Annotated in this window: 17 protein-coding genes; 12 read left to right on the top strand and 5 right to left on the bottom strand. The window is 72.0% G+C overall.

The features are described 5' to 3' along the window. Positions 1-153: 153 nt before the first annotated feature. Positions 154-1,416, top strand: a complete 1,263-nt coding sequence (locus tag BM290_RS50605; protein WP_093613036.1) for a DUF1996 domain-containing protein — start codon at positions 154-156, stop codon at positions 1,414-1,416. Positions 1,417-1,430: 14 nt separating this feature from the next. Next, a complete protein-coding gene (locus BM290_RS11790; protein ID WP_239143492.1) occupies positions 1,431-2,465 on the top strand; it encodes a LacI family DNA-binding transcriptional regulator in 1,035 nt (344 codons plus the stop codon). Between the two features lie 3 nt (positions 2,466-2,468). Here BM290_RS11790 and BM290_RS11785 read toward each other — a convergent pair whose 3' ends face one another. Next, positions 2,469-2,699, bottom strand: coding sequence for a hypothetical protein (locus BM290_RS11785; RefSeq protein WP_143133705.1), 231 nt, complete (start codon positions 2,697-2,699; stop codon positions 2,469-2,471). A gap of 184 nt (positions 2,700-2,883) precedes the next feature. Between BM290_RS11785 and BM290_RS11780 the strand changes: the two genes are divergently transcribed. The 4 genes from BM290_RS11780 to infA all read left to right on the top strand — a co-directional run bounded on the left by BM290_RS11780 (position 2,884) and on the right by infA (position 6,155). Continuing rightward, a complete protein-coding gene (locus BM290_RS11780; protein ID WP_093613030.1) occupies positions 2,884-3,852 on the top strand; it encodes an SDR family NAD(P)-dependent oxidoreductase in 969 nt (322 codons plus the stop codon). 23 nt (positions 3,853-3,875) lie between these two features. Beyond that, entirely contained in the window at positions 3,876-5,090 is a 1,215-nt protein-coding gene (locus BM290_RS11775; RefSeq protein WP_093613700.1) for a cysteine desulfurase-like protein, read from the top strand. Positions 5,091-5,223: 133 nt separating this feature from the next. Then, positions 5,224-5,940 carry a GNAT family N-acetyltransferase gene (locus tag BM290_RS11770; RefSeq protein ID WP_093613028.1) on the top strand — a complete coding sequence of 239 codons (717 nt, stop codon included), beginning with the start codon at positions 5,224-5,226 and terminating at the stop codon, positions 5,938-5,940. After that, positions 5,940-6,155: a translation initiation factor IF-1 gene (infA, locus tag BM290_RS11765; protein ID WP_093613027.1), complete on the top strand. Its 216-nt coding sequence runs from the start codon at positions 5,940-5,942 to the stop codon at positions 6,153-6,155. The genes BM290_RS11770 and infA overlap by 1 nt, the downstream gene beginning before the upstream one ends. Here the strand turns inward: infA and BM290_RS48230 are convergent. After that, a complete protein-coding gene (locus BM290_RS48230; protein ID WP_177319666.1) occupies positions 6,143-6,295 on the bottom strand; it encodes a hypothetical protein in 153 nt (50 codons plus the stop codon). The two genes, infA and BM290_RS48230, sit on opposite strands and share 13 nt — an antisense overlap. A 53-nt stretch (positions 6,296-6,348) precedes the next feature. Between BM290_RS48230 and BM290_RS11755 the strand changes: the two genes are divergently transcribed. Next, complete coding sequence (locus tag BM290_RS11755) at positions 6,349-6,777, top strand: hypothetical protein (protein ID WP_143133704.1); 429 nt, start codon at positions 6,349-6,351, stop codon at positions 6,775-6,777. A 53-nt stretch (positions 6,778-6,830) separates the two neighbouring features. Here the strand turns inward: BM290_RS11755 and BM290_RS11750 are convergent, their stop codons facing one another. Continuing rightward, positions 6,831-7,487 carry a hypothetical protein gene (locus BM290_RS11750; RefSeq protein ID WP_093613021.1) on the bottom strand — a complete coding sequence of 219 codons (657 nt, stop codon included), beginning with the start codon at positions 7,485-7,487 and terminating at the stop codon, positions 6,831-6,833. A gap of 18 nt (positions 7,488-7,505) precedes the next feature. Continuing rightward, positions 7,506-8,399: a hypothetical protein gene (locus tag BM290_RS11745; RefSeq protein ID WP_093613019.1), complete on the bottom strand. Its 894-nt coding sequence runs from the start codon at positions 8,397-8,399 to the stop codon at positions 7,506-7,508. 255 nt (positions 8,400-8,654) lie between these two features. On the opposite strand from BM290_RS11745, the gene BM290_RS11740 reads away from it, so the two are divergent. The 4 genes from BM290_RS11740 to BM290_RS11725 all read left to right on the top strand — a co-directional run bounded on the left by BM290_RS11740 (position 8,655) and on the right by BM290_RS11725 (position 12,387). After that, positions 8,655-9,302: a TetR/AcrR family transcriptional regulator gene (locus tag BM290_RS11740; RefSeq protein WP_239143493.1), complete on the top strand. Its 648-nt coding sequence runs from the start codon at positions 8,655-8,657 to the stop codon at positions 9,300-9,302. A gap of 150 nt (positions 9,303-9,452) precedes the next feature. After that, entirely contained in the window at positions 9,453-10,058 is a 606-nt protein-coding gene (locus tag BM290_RS11735; protein ID WP_093613017.1) for a DUF6230 family protein, read from the top strand. A 2-nt stretch (positions 10,059-10,060) separates the two neighbouring features. Further along, on the top strand, positions 10,061-10,600 hold the full coding sequence (locus tag BM290_RS49655) for a DUF6114 domain-containing protein (RefSeq protein WP_239143494.1): 540 nt from the start codon (positions 10,061-10,063) through the stop codon (positions 10,598-10,600). A 92-nt stretch (positions 10,601-10,692) separates the two neighbouring features. Continuing rightward, positions 10,693-12,387, top strand: a complete 1,695-nt coding sequence (locus BM290_RS11725; protein WP_239143498.1) for an FAD-binding dehydrogenase — start codon at positions 10,693-10,695, stop codon at positions 12,385-12,387. A gap of 271 nt (positions 12,388-12,658) precedes the next feature. Here the strand turns inward: BM290_RS11725 and BM290_RS11720 are convergent, their stop codons facing one another. Next, entirely contained in the window at positions 12,659-13,666 is a 1,008-nt protein-coding gene (locus tag BM290_RS11720) for a LacI family DNA-binding transcriptional regulator (RefSeq protein WP_239143495.1), read from the bottom strand. A gap of 139 nt (positions 13,667-13,805) precedes the next feature. On the opposite strand from BM290_RS11720, the gene BM290_RS11715 reads away from it, so the two are divergent. Continuing rightward, positions 13,806-15,101, top strand: coding sequence for an extracellular solute-binding protein (locus tag BM290_RS11715; RefSeq protein ID WP_093613013.1), 1,296 nt, complete (start codon positions 13,806-13,808; stop codon positions 15,099-15,101). Positions 15,102-15,109: the final 8 nt, after the last annotated feature.

Here is a 15,109-nt window from a genome sequence, read left to right as displayed (position 1 = left end):
AGCCCACTGACCTGGGTCGATGCACTCGGAAGCGGCCGGGGAAGCGCTTCCCGGATGTTTCCGGTGCATTGACAGCTTCTTACGGTCCGTTCACAGTGGCGTCCAATAGAGCGCTTTCACAGCGTCGTTCCCCCTCTCCAGGAGCCCCCGCCCATGAGACGCCGTCTGTTGTCCCTCGCCGGAATCGGCGCCCTGCTCGCCACCTCGGTCATCGCCTTCGGTGGCCGGGCCAGCGCCGCCGACACCCTGCTCTCCCAGGGGAAGACCGCCACCGCCTCGTCCACCGAGTCGGCCGCCTTCCCCGCCGCCAACGCCGTCGACGGCAACCCCGGCACCCGCTGGTCCAGCGCGTTCAGCGACCCGCAATGGCTGCAGGTCGACCTCGGCGCCAGCGCTGCCATCACCTCGGTCACCCTCAACTGGGAGGCCGCGTACGCCCGTGCCTTCACCCTGCGGACCTCGGCCAACGGGTCGACCTGGACCACCGTCTACAGCACCACCACCGGCGCCGGCGGCCAGCAGTCGGTGAACGTCACCGGCACCGGCCGTTACGTGCGCCTGGAGACCACCGTGCGGGCCACCCAGTGGGGTGTCTCGCTCACCGAGTTCCAGGTGTACGGCACCGGCGGCGGCACCACGCCGACGATCCCGCCGGGCGCGGTCCGGGTCGCCGAGTTCCTCGCCGACTGCCCGTTCAGCCACCGGCTGCCGGACGACCCGATCATCTTCCCCGGCCTGCCCGGCGCCTCGCACATGCACAGCTTCTTCGGCGCGGCCGGCACCAACGCCTTCAGCACCGTCGACACGCTGCTCAACGCCAACAGCAACTGCAACCCGTCGGTCGACAAGTCGTCCTACTGGATCCCCACCCTCTACCAGGACAACGTGCCGGTCGAGCCGGTCACCGGCATCTTCTACTACCTCGGTGAAGGTGTCAGCGACGCCCTGATCGCCCAGACCCAGCCGCTGCCGCTCGGCCTGCGCATCGTCGCCGGCAACGCCAAGGCCACCGGCCCGAACGACAACACCATCTCGCGCTGGTCGTGCCTGCACGCCGGGGACGTGGGGTCGTCCCACGACTTCGTCAACTGCCCGGCCGGGACGATGCTGGAGTCGTACCTGGACTTCCCGCACTGCTGGAACGGCCGCGACCTGGACTCCGCCGACCACAAGAGCCACATGGCGTACCCGGTGAACAACGCCTGCCCGGCCAGCCACCCGGTCGTGGTGCCCAAGCTGCGGCAGGTCATGCGTTACCCGGTCTCCGGCGATCCGTCCCGGCTGCGGCTCGCGTCCGGCGGCGGATACACGATGCACGGCGACTTCTTCAACGCCTGGCCGGTCGAGGAGATGGCCCGCCGGGTGAACGACTGCATCCGTCCCATCATCAAGTGCGGAACCAACGGACGGCCCTGATACAACATCAGGTCATGAGCGCGAAATCGGGACGCGGCGGCCACCATCCCACGATGGATCAGGTGGCCGCCGCGGCCGGCGTCTCCCGGGCCACCGTGTCCCGGGTGATCAACAACGCGGCGTCGGTGGCGCCGGGCATCCGCGACGCGGTCCAGCGGGCGATCACCCAGACGGGGTACGTGCCGAACGTCGCCGCCCGCAGCCTGGTGACCCGCCGGTCGGACTCGGTGGCGCTGGTGATCAGTGAGCCCGATCGCCCCGACGACCACTCGTTCCTCAACCGGATCTTCACCGACCCGTACTTCGGCCGGGTCACCGCCGGCGCGACCGGCGCGCTGCGCCCGCACGACGTGCACCTGGTGGTCGTGCCCACCGACGCCGACGACCACCACCAGGTGGTCCGCTACCTGCGGCAGGGCCACGTCGACGGGGTGCTGCTGATCAGCAGCAGCGAGCACGATCCGCTGCCCGCCCAGGTGCACGCCCTCGGCATCCCGGCGGTCCTGGCGTCCCGGCCGTCCGGCCCGCTGCCGGTCAGCTACGTCGACGTCGACCAGCGGCACGGCGCCCGGCTCGCCGCCGAGCACCTGCTCGCCCGCGGCTGCCGCAGCCTCGCCACGATCAGCGGCCCGCTCGACATCCCGGCCGGCGCCGACCGCCTGGACGGTTTCCGGGCTGTCGCCGGCGCGCCGGTCCCGGCCGAGATCGGCGACTTCACCCGCGTCGGCGGCGAGACGGCCGCCCACCGCCTGCTCGACCAGCACCCCGGCCTGGACGGCCTCTTCGTGGCCAGCGACCTGATGGCCGAGGGCGCGCTGCGCGCCCTGCAGGACCGCGGCCGCCGTGTCCCGGACGACGTGGCCGTGATCGGCTTCGACGACAGCAGCGCCGCCCTGGAGTGCCGCCCGCCGCTGACCACGGTCCGCCAGCCGGTCGAGGAGATGGCCGCCGAGATGGCCCAACTGCTGATCGCCCACATCCACACCCCGGGCCGTTCCCCCCGCTCGGTGATCTTCCAGCCCACCCTGGTGATCCGCGACTCCGCCTGACCGTCAGCCGGGCGCCGTCCCGCGGAACTCGTGGAGGACCTCGGCGTTCTCGGGCCGTCGCCAGGCTCCCTGACCGGGGGCCTGACGCCCGCGCAGGACGGTGGCGCGGGCACCCTCGAACAGCACGCTGACCGTGTCCACGCCATCCGGGACCGGAGCGTGGAGCAGGAGCTGGGAGTGGCCCACGCCGTAGGACCAGAGCCGGAAGTCGCCGTCGAGCACCACAGGTTCCATCAGCGCATGATGCCCGGGAAAGCCCTCCCGACCCGGTTACCGGCCGGTGACCCGCGGCCCGGGGACCACCACCTGGGCGAAGTGCTTCATCGAGGGCGGCCCGGGCCGTGACCACGTCACCGCGTGACCTCCCCGCCGTGGACCGAACGCGAATTAGTGCCCGGCCGGTGGGTACAACGTCGCCGTGCCCACCGATCAGGTCGTCGTCATCACCGGTGCCTCCAGCGGGGTGGGGCGGGCCACCGCGCTCGCCTTCGCCCGCGCCGGCGCCCGCCTCGTCCTCGCCTCCCGGTCCCGGCCGGCGCTCGACGACGTGGCCGCTCAATGCCGGGAAGCGGGCGCGGAGGTACGGGTGACCGTCGCCGATGTGCTGGTGCCGGAGACCGTCGCGGAGGTGGCGGACACGGCGGTCACCGCGTTCGGCGGCATCGACGTGTGGGTCAACACGGCGGCCGTGATGGCGTACGGGCGGTTCGAGGACGTGCCCGCCGGTGTCTTCGACCGGGTCGTCGAGGTCGACCTGCTCGGCGGGGCCACCGTGGCGCGGGTCGCGCTGGACCGGTTCCGGCGGCAGGGACACGGGATCCTGATCTTCGGCGGGTCGCTGCTGGGCACCGTCGTCACGCCGTACACCAGCTCGTACGTGACCAGCAAGTGGGGACTGCGGGCGCTGATCCGGGCGTTGCGCCTGGAGACCCGGGACGCGCCGGACATCCACGTGTGCCTGGTGTCGCCGGGGGCGGTGAACACGCCGATCTACCGCAACGCGGCCAACTACGCGGGAGTGGCCGGGAAGCCGCCACCGCCGATCGACCAGCCGGAGACGGTGGCCGCCGCCATCGTCCGCTGCGCTCGTAAGCCCCGGGCCACGGTGAACGTCGGCCTCGCCAACCGGATCATCAGCCTGGGCTTCGTGGCCGTCCCCGGCCTCTACGACGTGCTCGTCGGCCCGCTCATGCGCGTCGGCGGGCTGTCCCGCGAGGCGATGCCGGCGCACCGGGGCAACGTGTTCGAGCCGGCCCTGCCGGACGCCGAGGGCCTGCACGGCGAATGGCGTCCGGCCTGGTGGCGGCCCCGGCAGGCGGCCGGGACAGCCGCTGTTCTGGCCGCGGCTCTGGTCGCGGGCCGCTGGGCGGCACGGCTGCGCCGCTGACGATCTGTGCGAGGGTGGACGGCGTGAGCCTCGACGTGACCGCGCTGCGCGCCCAGTTCCCCTCCCTGGACACCGGCCTGGCCTTCTTCGACGGGCCGGGCGGCACCCAGACACCCCGCCCGGTCGCCGACGCGATCGTGGCCACGATGACCGGGCCGCTGTCCAACCGGGGCGCGGTGAGCGTCTCCGAGCGCAACGCCGAGCAGTCGGTGGCCGCGTTCCGGGCCGCCTACGCCGACCTGCTCGGGGTGCCGGCCGCCGGGATCGTGCACGGGCGCAGCGCCACCCAGCTCACCTACGACTTCTCCCGGCACCTGGCGGCGACGTGGCGGCCGGGCGACGAGGTCGTGGTGAGCCGCCTCGACCACGACAGCAACGTGCGGCCGTGGATCCAGGCCGCCGAGCGGGCCGGCGTCACCGTCCGCTGGATCGACTTCGACACCACCACCGGCGAACTGGACCTGGATTCCGCCGAGCGGGCCCTGTCGTCGCGGACCCGGCTGGTCGCGGTCACCGCCGCCTCCAACGTGCTCGGCACGGTGCCGCCGGTCCGCCGGATCGCCGACCTGGCGCACGCGGCCGGGGCGCTGCTCTACGTGGACGGTGTGCACTACGCCGCGCACCGGCTCGTCGACGTGCCCGCGCTCGGCGCCGACCTGTTCGTGTGCTCGCCCTACAAGTTCCTCGGCCCGCACTGCGGTGTGCTGGCCGCGTCGCCGGAGCTGCTGGCGACGATCCGGCCGGACAAGCTGGTGCCGTCGACCGACGCGGTTCCGGAGCGGTTCGAGTTCGGCACGCTGCCCTACGAGATGCTGGCCGGGGCGACCGCGGCCGTCGACTTCCTCGCCGGGATGGTGCCCGGGACGGACGGCACCCGCCGGGAACGGCTCGCCCGGTCGCTGGCGGCGGTGCACGAGCACGAGACGGCCCTGCGGCAGCGCCTCGAAGCGGGCCTACGGGAACTGGGCGACGTCGTCACGCTGTATTCGGGCGCCGTCGACCGTACCCCCACGTCCTTGATGAATTTCGCCGGCCGTGAGGCCAGGGCCGCGCAGATCTTCCTCGCCGAGCGGGACGTCCTGGCGCCCGCCGGGTCCTTCTACGCCTACGAGCCGTTCGTGGCGTTGAAGCTGGACGCGGCGTTGCGGGTGGGGTTGGCGCCCTACAACACGGCCGAGGAGATCGACCGGCTGATCGGCGGGCTAAATGAATGGACGGCCGCGACGGCGCGGGGATAGCCTGCGGGCGGCCGTGGCACTACCGGGGGAGGTGAGCATCGTGATCGTTGTAACGATGGGTGCTCCCCATGCCGTCACGGCCGGCGATTGACGAGAGGTGTCGCCGGGAGCACGTCGGCGAAAGGCACACCTTATGCAATCTGCTGAAATCACCCGGGTCTCGGAGCGGCACTGGCACGCTCTCGACGACGATCAGGTCGTCGGGCGCGGCGAGGTCTGGCGCCGGCCCGACGGCCGCAGCTTCCTCAGCATCGACGCGTGGCACGGCACGGTCTTCGACCGGCTGGCCGGCGCGATGCTGCCGACGCTGCCGAAACCGCTCTACACGGTGGTCGACGAGGACGACCTCGACCTGTTGTCGCAGTGGGAGCGGCTCGGGTTCGGGCCGCGCCGCCGCGAGTGGGAGCTGGTCGTCCCCACCGGCGACTTCGCCTCGGCGGCCGAGGTCACGATCGGTCCGGCCGAGGCCGGTCCGCTGTGGGAGCTGGACTCCTCGATCCGCGCCGAGATCGACGCGACGGTCGGCTGGCACAACATGCCGGCCGAGGTGTTCGGGGCGCACGACCCGAGCCGGTACACGGTCGCCGCCGTCGGCGACCGCTGTGTGGGCCTGGTCCGGGTCGCGCCGATTCCCCGCCGTCCCCGCATCGGCCTGATCGCCGTGCTCTCCGCGCACCGCCGGCGCGGGATCGGCCGGGCCCTGCTGGCCGCGGTGCTGGGGGCCGCCCACCGGGCCGGTGCGCCGTTCGCCGGCGCGGAGGTCAACCAGGCGAACACGGCGGCGCTCGCCCTCTTCGAGAGCTTCGGGGCCCGGCGTGAGAGCAGCAACCTCGAGCTGGTGCTGCGCTGATGTCGTCCGGGATCGCGATCGAGGGCACCGTGCTGGAGTGCCTGCGCAACGCCACCTTCCGGGTGGAGCTGACCAACGGCCATCAGGTGCTGGCGCACATCAGCGGCAAGATGCGCAAGAACCGGATCCGGGTCCTGCCGTTCGACCGGGTGCTGGTCGAGCTCAGCCCGTACGACCTGACCCGCGGCCGGATCTCCTTCCGCTACCGCAACTGACCGCCTGACGTCCGGCGGCCGGGCACGGCGACGCGCCCGGCCGCCGGATACGCCTCGTTGCACAGGGCCCGGCGCCGCTGCTCGTCGGTCGGTTGCCAATCCCTCGGCTGGGTGCTGTTGACCTCTGCCACGTCAGTCATGGACCCGTCGTACCCATCTTCGAGGCCGTCCACCCGTCCGTATGATCGCCGGAATGTATGCGCTGTACGCCTGGGGCAACTTCTTCAACCACGAGTCCGGCTTCGACCGGCATCCCGGCTGGCTCGACCCCGCGGTGCTGAGCGGCGAACGAACCGTGTTCGACGAGAACCTGACGATCCTCGACAACGGGCCGCTGCCGGTCGACGGGCCGGGCACCCTGTTCGAGGTCGGCGACGAGCAGGTGGCGGGCCGGGAGCTGACCGGCCGGGACCTCGGTGGCGCCGGCTGGTCGGTGGCCCACATCCGGGTCGCCACCGACGGGACGCTCGAGGACGCGCTGCGGATCACCGGCGAGCTGGAGGAGACCGGCGAGATCTTCGCCGACGAGGCGCCGGAGCGGAACCCGCTGGGCTTCGGTGAGATCGTCACCACCTGGGAGGACGACCACGGCCAGTGGGACCTGGCCCTGATCCGGCTCTGACGGCCACGGGCCCGCGGACGGGGGACGTTCCGCGGGCCCTGCCTCAAGGGGCGTCAGTTGACGAACACCAGGGCTCCGGCCGACGTCACCACCGGGGTGTACCTGGCGGTGAAGTAGGCCGCCGAGATGCAGGCGGCCGGGCCGCTGCTCTTGTTGAACCGCTGGTCGGTGAACGCGATCGAGTTGTCGGTGTTGTCGGCGACACCGCTGATCGTGTTGCCGTCGGCGACGAAGACGCACGTCACCGAGCCGAGCAGCGACCGCAGGACGAGGGTCGCCTGGATCGGCGCGGCGTCGGTGCCGGAGACCGTGACGGTGCCGTCGCTGGCGGTCGTCGTGGTGTACGGCTGGTTGTTGATCGTCACGCTGTTGACGCCGGTGACCCCGGGGATGCCGCTGACCGTGCAGCCGGACAGGCCGAGGTTGGCGCCGAGCGTGGCCGCCCCGGGCGCGGCCGGGTTGTCGTTGACCACTGCGCTGAGGCTGGAGCCGGTGCACTTCATGCCGTTGGCGCCGCCGGGTGCGGTGGCGAAGACGGCCTGTGTGCCGGTGGCGAGGCCGGACGAGATGGTGTCACCGACGGCGACGGCTGGCCCGGCGGGGGTCTCGCTGGTCAGGACGGTGCCGTCGTCGGCCAGCGCCGGAGCGCCGAACATCATGGCGGCGGTGACGCCGGCGATCGCGGCGGCGGTGATACGGGACTTGTGCATGGGGGATGTGCACCTTTCCTAGGAGGCGGCGAGCGCCTGTTCGAGGTCGTCGAGGCTGGGCGAGACGGCGAGGGCCGTGTCGTTGGCCCCGAACGTGACGGCGTTGCGGCCGGCCGCGGAGGGCAGGCCGAACGCGAGATTGATCAGCGGGTCGAGGCTGCCGGGGATGAGCCCGCAGCCGTTCGCCTTCGGTACGGCGTACGCGTTGTCCACGAGGGAGGCGCCGGTGATGCCGACACCGAGGGTCTGGTAGCCGTTCGGGTCGGCGACGATGTCCAGCGTTCCGGGGTCGCCGGTGACCGGGGTGTTCGGCGCGGGCGGCGACGTGGTGCCGGTGGTCGGCTGGAACCGGATCGGGCTGGTGTCCGAGCCGATGTAGCAGCGGTTGCCGAACAGCGCGTTCTTCAGCTTGAGCTTGACCGGCAGCACGAAGACCGGGGTGTTCACGCCGGTGGCCAGCGGGATGAAGTCGGTGATCGGCCCGGCCAGCTCCACCTGGGCGAAGACGCTGGTCACGCCGGGCAGGAAGTTGATGATGCCGGGCACGGTGACCTCGAGCGGCCGGGCCACCAGGGTCTTGCCGCCGGGCGCCAGCACGGTCGAGTAGACGTTGGCGACGCTGCCGTCGGGGAATTCCCGCACCGGCGCGGACTTGGGCCAGTAGATGCCGAACTGCACGGTGATCGGGCTGTCGAACGCGACGGTGGTGGAGCCGATCGTGATGCTGCCGCCGTTGGTGACCGACCGGACGCACCCGACCTGCAGGTTCGTCGGGTCCATCAGGACGGCGGAGTTGAGCGGGCATTCGTCGAGGCCGGCGTAGGCGCCACCGGGCGCGGCCGCCTGTGCCGGGGCGGCGGCGCCGATCAGGAGAAGAGAAGCGAGAATCGATGTGAGCCGTGACGCGCGCATATGGCGCCACCCTCCCTTTGCGAGGACGAGGTGGCCCGGCCGTTTCCGCAGCGTTCCGGGGGTTGATTGACAGGCGATACTGGGGGGACCGCCGTGGGAACCATCGAGGTCCGTGTCTCCCGGTATGAGAAACCTCAGCGGTATGTCATGTCAAGACATTGAGGAATGGCGATGACGAATCCGGTAATCAGCCCGCTTCCGGGCGCACGGGCGGGACGCGATCCGTCCCGGGCGATCAAACGTGGCCCACGCTCCATGACTCCCGAGGCGGTGGCCGCCACCCAGCGCGAGCGTCTCCACGACGCGCTGGTGCACACCGTCGCCGAGAAGGGCTACGCCAACGCCCGGGTCAGCGACATCTGCACGGCCGCCGGCGTGACCCGGCCGGCGTTCTACGCGCTGTTCGCCGGCAAGGAGGACGCGTTCCTGGACACCTACCGGCACGGCACCGGCGTGGTGCTGCGGCTGATGGACGAGGCGTACGCGGCGGCCGGCGACTGGCGGACCGGGGTGCGGGCCGCGCTCAAGGTGCTGCTCGACGTGCTGGCCAGTGTCCCGGCGTTCGCCGCGATGGCGATCGTGGAGATCGACGCGGCCGGCGCCCTGGCGCGGGAGCGGCGCACCGAGCTGCTCAGCCGTTTCTCCCGGTTCTTCGCCGACGCCCCGCCGGTGCCGGACGGCCTGGTCGACACCGTGGTGGGCGGGGTCTACGCGACCATCTACGGCTACGTGTCGACCGGCCGGGTCGCGCAGCTGCCGGACCTGTTGCCGATGCTCAGCTACTTCATGACCGCCCCGTTCGTGGGCCGCGACGCCGCCTCGGCCGAACTGCTGGTGCCGGCGGCGGGGGAGCGGGTGGTGGCCCCCTGTGCCACGTCAGATACCGACGAGGTTTTTCACTGACGGGAAAGCGGCTTCCTGGGCTTGACGGGCCCTGTTACTGGGGCGTAACTTCGCCGAAATCCATCGAGGTTTCCCAATAGGGGTCCCGCCGGGCGGCATCCGCAGTGCTCGCACCGGTGGCGATCGTCCGTGCCCGGCATAAGGAGCAGCATGTCCTCCACCCCGTTCGGCCGTACCCGCTGGCGGCGTTTCGCCGCGGTCATGCTCGGCGGCCTGGCCGCCACCACCGGCCTCGTCGTGCTCACCGGCCAGGGCGTCCTGGCGGCGTCCTTCTCGATCTCCGGCATGCCGTTCGTCGTCACCTCACCGAGGCTGCACGGGTACGGGTTCGCGCAGTACGCCGAACTCGACCACATGGAGCCCGGCAGCCCGAACGAGGGCGACACCGGCGGCCAGGTCGTGGTGATCGTCTCCGCCATCCGCGACGCCACCCTGGACGGCCTGTGCCAGAGCATCGAGCTCGGCGGCATCAACCTGAAGATCACCGCGGGCAGCCCGTCCAACCAGGTCACGGCCGACACTCTGGTCGTCGACTCGGACGTGATCACCGCCAACGCCGACTTCACGACCATCGACATCGGCCAGGACGCCAGCACGCTCGACCGGGTGCCCCGCAAGAAGGGCGCGATCGGTGTGTTCGGCCAGCAGGCCGAGGAGGTCACCCTGACCAACCTGCGGCAGAACAACTACGCCACCACGGCCGCCCGGTTCTACCTGCCCAACCTGCGGATGGCCTTCACCTCGGACGGCTGCTGACCATGACCGCGGCCCGCGTGGCGGTCGAGAAGCGGTCCTGGCGGCGCACGCGGCCCTTCTGGGGCGGCCTGTTCGTGCTGCTCGGCGGCCTGGAGATCATGTTCACCGTGTGGGCGCCACTGGGGGTGGTGCTGCACGTCGGCATGCAGAACTTCATCGGCTACCTGATCCCGATCGTGATCATCCTGTGTGGCGCGCTGATCTGGTTCACCCCGGCCCAGCGGGTCTTCTACTCGCTGGTCGCCATCGTGTGCGGTCTCGCCTCCTGGCTCACCTCCAACATGGGCGGCTTCATCATCGGCCTGCTCCTCACCCTGACCGGCGGCGCCCTGGCGTTCGCGTGGACGAGCGAGGAGCCGGCCACCGCGGAGCCGGCCACCGCGGAACCGGCCACCGAGGAGCCGGCCACCGCGGAACCGGCCACCGATGGGCGGACGGCCGAACCGCAGCCCGTCGACGACCCGCCGGCCGGCGACCCGGCCACCGATGACCTGAGCATCGTCACCGGCCCCCGCCACACCCGAGAACCGACGGAGGAATAGTGGAGCCGAGATCCCCCCGGGTCAGTCGCCGCCGGGCGATCGGTGTGGCCGGCGGTGCCGTGGCCGGCGCGGCGATCGCCCAGACCGGCGCGCTGCCCGCGTTCGGGGCGGCCGCCGCTGCCGACGCCGACGCGATAGTGGTCGGGCACGGCCTGGCCGGACTGGTGGCGACCGCCGAACTGGTCGCCGCCGGCCGGAAGGTGCTGCTGCTCGACCAGGAGAACGAGGCGAACCTCGGCGGTCAGGCGTACTGGTCGTTCGGCGGGCTGTTCTTCGTCGACTCCGACGAGCAGCGGCTCATGGGCGTCAAGGACAGCCACGACCTGGCCTGGCAGGACTGGCTCGGCACGGCCGGGTTCGACCGGGGCGTCGACGACCCGGCCGGGCAGGACCACTGGGCGTACCGGTGGGCCCAGGCCTACGTGGACTTCGCCGCCGGGGAGAAGCGGTCCTGGCTGGCCGGGCTCGGCATGCAATGGTTCCCGATGGTCGGCTGGGCGGAGCGCGGTGGCGGCCTCGCCGACGGGCACGGCAACTCGGTGCCGCGCTTCCACGTCACGTGGGGCACCGGGCCGGCGGTCGTCGAGCCGTTCGAGAAGAAGGTGCGCGCCGGGGTCGCCGCGGGCAAGGTGGTGTTCAGGTTCCGGCACCGGGTCGACGAGCTGGTCACCACCAACGGGGCGGTCACCGGCGTCCGCGGCAAGGTCCTCGAAGCCAGCGCCGTTGCTCGGGGCAAGCCGTCGTCGCGTACCACGATCGGGGACTTCGAACTGAAGGCGCCGGTGGTGATCGTCGCGTCCGGTGGGATCGGGGCCAACCACGACCTGATCCGGCAGAACTGGCCGGCCCGGCTCGGCAAGGCGCCCACCAGCATGATCACCGGCGTGCCCGCGCACGTCGACGGGCGGATGCTGGGCATCACCGCGAACGCCGGGGGCCGGATCGTCAACCCCGACCGGATGTGGCACTACACCGAGGGCCTGCGCAACTGGGACGCGATCTGGCCCGGCCACGGCATCCGCATCCTGCCCGGCCCGTCGTCGATGTGGTTCGACGCCACCGGCAGGCGCTTCCGGGCGCCGGACTGGCCCGGCTACGACACCCTCCACACGCTCGGCTCGATCACCGCGACCGGCTACGACTACTCGTGGTTCGTCACCACGCAGAAGATCGTCGACAAGGAGTTCGCGCTCTCCGGCTCCGAGCAGAACCCGGACCTCACCGGCAAGAACCTGTGGCTCCTGCTCAGCCGCGTGTGGCAGACCCCCGAGCCGATCCGGAAGTTCCAGCAGTACGGCACCGACTTCGTCAAGGCGGCAACGCTCCCCGAACTGGTCACCGGCATGAACCGGATCACCGGCGACAACCTGATCACCCTGGACGGCCTCAAGCGGCAGATCGAGGCGCGCGACCGGGAGATCGACAACGCGTACAGCAAGGACGCCCAGGTCCAGGGCATCCGCAACGCCCTGTCCTACCCCGGTGACGTGCTCGGCCGGACCGCGTCCGCGCACAAGATCCTCGGGCCGGACTCGGGCGGTCTGGTCGCGGTGCGCCTCAACATCCTCACCCGCAAGACCCTCGGCGGCCTGCAGACCAACCTGCAGGGTCAGGTGCTGGGCGCCTCCGGCAGCCCGATCCCCGGCCTTTACGCGGCGGGCGAGGCAGCGGGCTTCGGCGGAGGCGGTGTGCACGGTTACCGCTCTTTGGAGGGTACGTTCCTGGGCGGCTGCCTCTTCTCGGGCCGGGCCGCGGGCCGGGCCGCCGCGGCAGCGACCGCCGGATAACGCCTGCTTGAGCGGCCCGGCTGCGGCGCCGGGCCGCTTTCTCCAGTGGCGCGGCGACGCGGTGGCGTTGTCGGGCCGTCTTGTCCGGCGGCGCGGTGGCGCGGTGGCGCGGTGGCGCGGTGGCGTTGTCGGGCCGTCTTGTCCGGCGGCGCGGCGGCGCGGCGGTGTTGTCGGGCTGTCTTGTCCGGCGGAGAGGCGGCTCGGCGGCGCGGCGGCGCGGCGGTGTTGCCGGGCCGCCATTTCCAGCGGCCGGGCCGCCTTCTGCCGGCGGTCAGCGGCGTGGCGGCGCCGTAGATCCGCGGACGACCAGGCGGGTGGGGACGGTGACGCCGTCGGCGCCGGGCTCGCCCGCCAGGAGTTTGCGCAGCATGCGGCCGGCCAGCACGCCCTGCTCGTGGACCGGCTGGGCGACCGTGGTGAGGTCGGCCAGCTCGGCCATCGGATGGTCGTCGATGCCGACCACCGACATGTCCTCGGGGATGCGCAGGCCGGCCCGCCGCAGCGTGCGCATCGCGCCGAGGGCCACCTCGTCGGAGTGCGCGTAGACGGCGGTCGGCGGCTCGCGCAGGCTCAGCAGCCGCTCCATCGCGGCGGCGCCGTTGCGGCCGCCCCACTCGACGGTGACGACCAGCTCCGGATCGTCGGGCAGCCCGGCGTCGGCCAGTGCCGCCCGGTAGGCCATGGTGCGCCCCGGCCCGGTCGGCCAGCCGGGCTCGGCCGGGTCGGTGGCGGCGATCATGCCGATCCGGCGGTGGCCGAGAAAGATCAGATGGTCGACGGCCTGCCGCCCGGCCGCCGTGTCGTCGATCGACACAGAGGGATAGTTCTCCACCTGGCCGCCGGCCGCGACGATGTGCACACCCATCAGCTCCAGCCGGGCCCGCTCGTCGTCGCGGACCGGCATGCCGAGCACGACGATGGCGTCGACCTTGCGCCGGGCCGGGAGCCGCTGGAAGAAGTCGCGCCGGTCCGCGGTGTCGCCGACGTGGTAGAGCAGCACGTCGAGGTCGGCGTCGCGCAGCACCGACTCCAGCCCGTCGAGCAGGGCCGCGAAGAACCAGCGGGAGATGTGCGGCACGACCACGGCGACCCGGCCGGTGGCGCCGCCGGCCAGGCGGGACGCCTCGGGGGAGATCACATACGACAACTGCTCGGCGGCGGCCAGCACCCGCGCCCGGGTCTCGGCGGCGACGTGCGGATGGTTGCTCAGCGCCCGGGAGGCGGTCGCCATCGACACGCCGGCGCGGCGTGCCACATCAGCCATGTTCGCGGGCGGCACCGCGCCAGCGTAGCAACCGCTGGAAGCGTTTCCGACTACGCATCCTCTGCGTATAGCGACTGTTGACATGAGACGTACGTCACATGAACGCTGATTCCTGCAAGCGTTTCCAGGCCACCTTCATCGCCGAGGGGACAGCATGGTGCTTGAGAAGAAGTCACGCGGTCTGGCCGCACTGCTGCTGGCCGCGTCGGTCGTGTCCGGGTGCGGCGACGGCGACGGCGGATCGACCACCCTCACCTACTACATCGCCGACGCCGCCCAGGCCGAGGTGGCCGCCCGCTGCTCGGCCGAGTCCGGTGGCGCCTACACGTTCAACGTCCAGCGGCTGCCCAACACCGCGGCCGGCGGGCGCGAGCAGTTGCTGCGCCGGCTCGCCGCCGAGGACCGCTCGCTCGACATCGTCAGCGTCGACCCGCCGTTCATGGCCGAGTTCGCCAACGCCGGGTTCCTGCGGCCGTTCACCGCCGCCGAGCGCGAGCAGTTCTCCGCCGGGGTGCTCGACGGCCCGCTGAAGCAGTCGACGTTCCGGGACACGCTCTGGTCGGCGCCGCTCTACGGCAACACCCAGCTGCTCTGGTACCGCAAGTCGGTGCTGGCCAAGGCCGGCGTCGACCCGTCGGCCGGCCCGGTCACCTGGGACCAGCTGATCCAGGGCGCGACGAGGGCCGGGGTCACCGTGGCCGCGCAGGGCCGCCGCAACGAGAGCCTGATGGTCTGGGTCAACGCGCTGGTCTCGTCGGCCGGCGGCGCGATCCTGCAGCCGGGCTCCGAGAACGTGCCGGCCGCCGAGGTCAAGGGCGGCCTGAACACCGAGGCCGGCGCGCAGGCGGCCCGGATCATGCACGATCTCGCGGTGTCACCGGCCGCGCCGGCCGGGTTCAGCACCGCGGGCGAGGAGGACTCCCGGGCCGCTTTCCAGGCCGCCGACGGCGGTTTCATGGTCAATTGGCCGTACGTGTGGGCCGCCTTCGACTCGGCCGTCGAGGAGGGGTCGCTCCCGGCGAACTTCAAGGACGACGTCGGCTGGGCCGCCTATCCCCGCGTCGACGCCGGCACCGGGAGCGCCGCCCCGTCGGGCGGGCTCGGCCTGTCGATCAGCGCGTTCAGCAGCCGCCAGGACCTCGCCGTCCAGGCGATCCGCTGCCTGGCGAACGAGCGGAGCCAGAAGGACTTCATGAAGACCGCCGGCAACCCGGCCGCACTCGCCTCGGTCTTCGACGACCCGGAGATCCGGCAGCTGTTCCCGATGGCCGACGAGATCCGCACCGGCCTCGACGCGGCCACCCCGCGGCCGGTCAGCCCCTACTACGGCGACGTCACCGGCTCGATCCAGTCGGCGTTCCACCCGCCGGGCGACCTGTCGCCGCAGACCACGCCGGAAGCGGCGAACGACCTCCTCGAGGACGTCCTGTCCAACAAGAGATTGATCTAGGAGCGGCC

Origin of the sequence: Actinoplanes philippinensis, assembly GCF_900113015.1 — a bacterium.
Taxonomy (GTDB): domain Bacteria; phylum Actinomycetota; class Actinomycetes; order Mycobacteriales; family Micromonosporaceae; genus Actinoplanes; species Actinoplanes philippinensis.
This window is presented reverse-complemented; position numbering and strand designations above follow the sequence as displayed.

Bases quoted from the DNA above. Each gene is read 5' to 3' on its own strand.
- BM290_RS50605 (WP_093613036.1), top strand. From the start codon at position 154: ATGAGACGCCGTCTGTTGTCCCTCGCCGGAATCGGCGCCCTGCTCGCC.
- BM290_RS11790 (WP_239143492.1), top strand. From the start codon at position 1,431: ATGAGCGCGAAATCGGGACGCGGCGGCCACCATCCCACGATGGATCAG.
- BM290_RS11785 (WP_143133705.1), bottom strand. From the start codon at position 2,699: ATGGAACCTGTGGTGCTCGACGGCGACTTCCGGCTCTGGTCCTACGGC.
- BM290_RS11770 (WP_093613028.1), top strand. From the start codon at position 5,224: ATGCAATCTGCTGAAATCACCCGGGTCTCGGAGCGGCACTGGCACGCT.
- infA (WP_093613027.1), top strand. From the start codon at position 5,940: ATGTCGTCCGGGATCGCGATCGAGGGCACCGTGCTGGAGTGCCTGCGC.
- BM290_RS48230 (WP_177319666.1), bottom strand. From the start codon at position 6,295: ATGACTGACGTGGCAGAGGTCAACAGCACCCAGCCGAGGGATTGGCAA.
- BM290_RS11755 (WP_143133704.1), top strand. From the start codon at position 6,349: ATGTATGCGCTGTACGCCTGGGGCAACTTCTTCAACCACGAGTCCGGC.
- BM290_RS11750 (WP_093613021.1), bottom strand. From the start codon at position 7,487: ATGCACAAGTCCCGTATCACCGCCGCCGCGATCGCCGGCGTCACCGCC.
- BM290_RS11745 (WP_093613019.1), bottom strand. From the start codon at position 8,399: ATGCGCGCGTCACGGCTCACATCGATTCTCGCTTCTCTTCTCCTGATC.
- BM290_RS11740 (WP_239143493.1), top strand. From the start codon at position 8,655: ATGACTCCCGAGGCGGTGGCCGCCACCCAGCGCGAGCGTCTCCACGAC.
- BM290_RS11735 (WP_093613017.1), top strand. From the start codon at position 9,453: ATGTCCTCCACCCCGTTCGGCCGTACCCGCTGGCGGCGTTTCGCCGCG.
- BM290_RS49655 (WP_239143494.1), top strand. From the start codon at position 10,061: ATGACCGCGGCCCGCGTGGCGGTCGAGAAGCGGTCCTGGCGGCGCACG.
- BM290_RS11715 (WP_093613013.1), top strand. From the start codon at position 13,806: ATGGTGCTTGAGAAGAAGTCACGCGGTCTGGCCGCACTGCTGCTGGCC.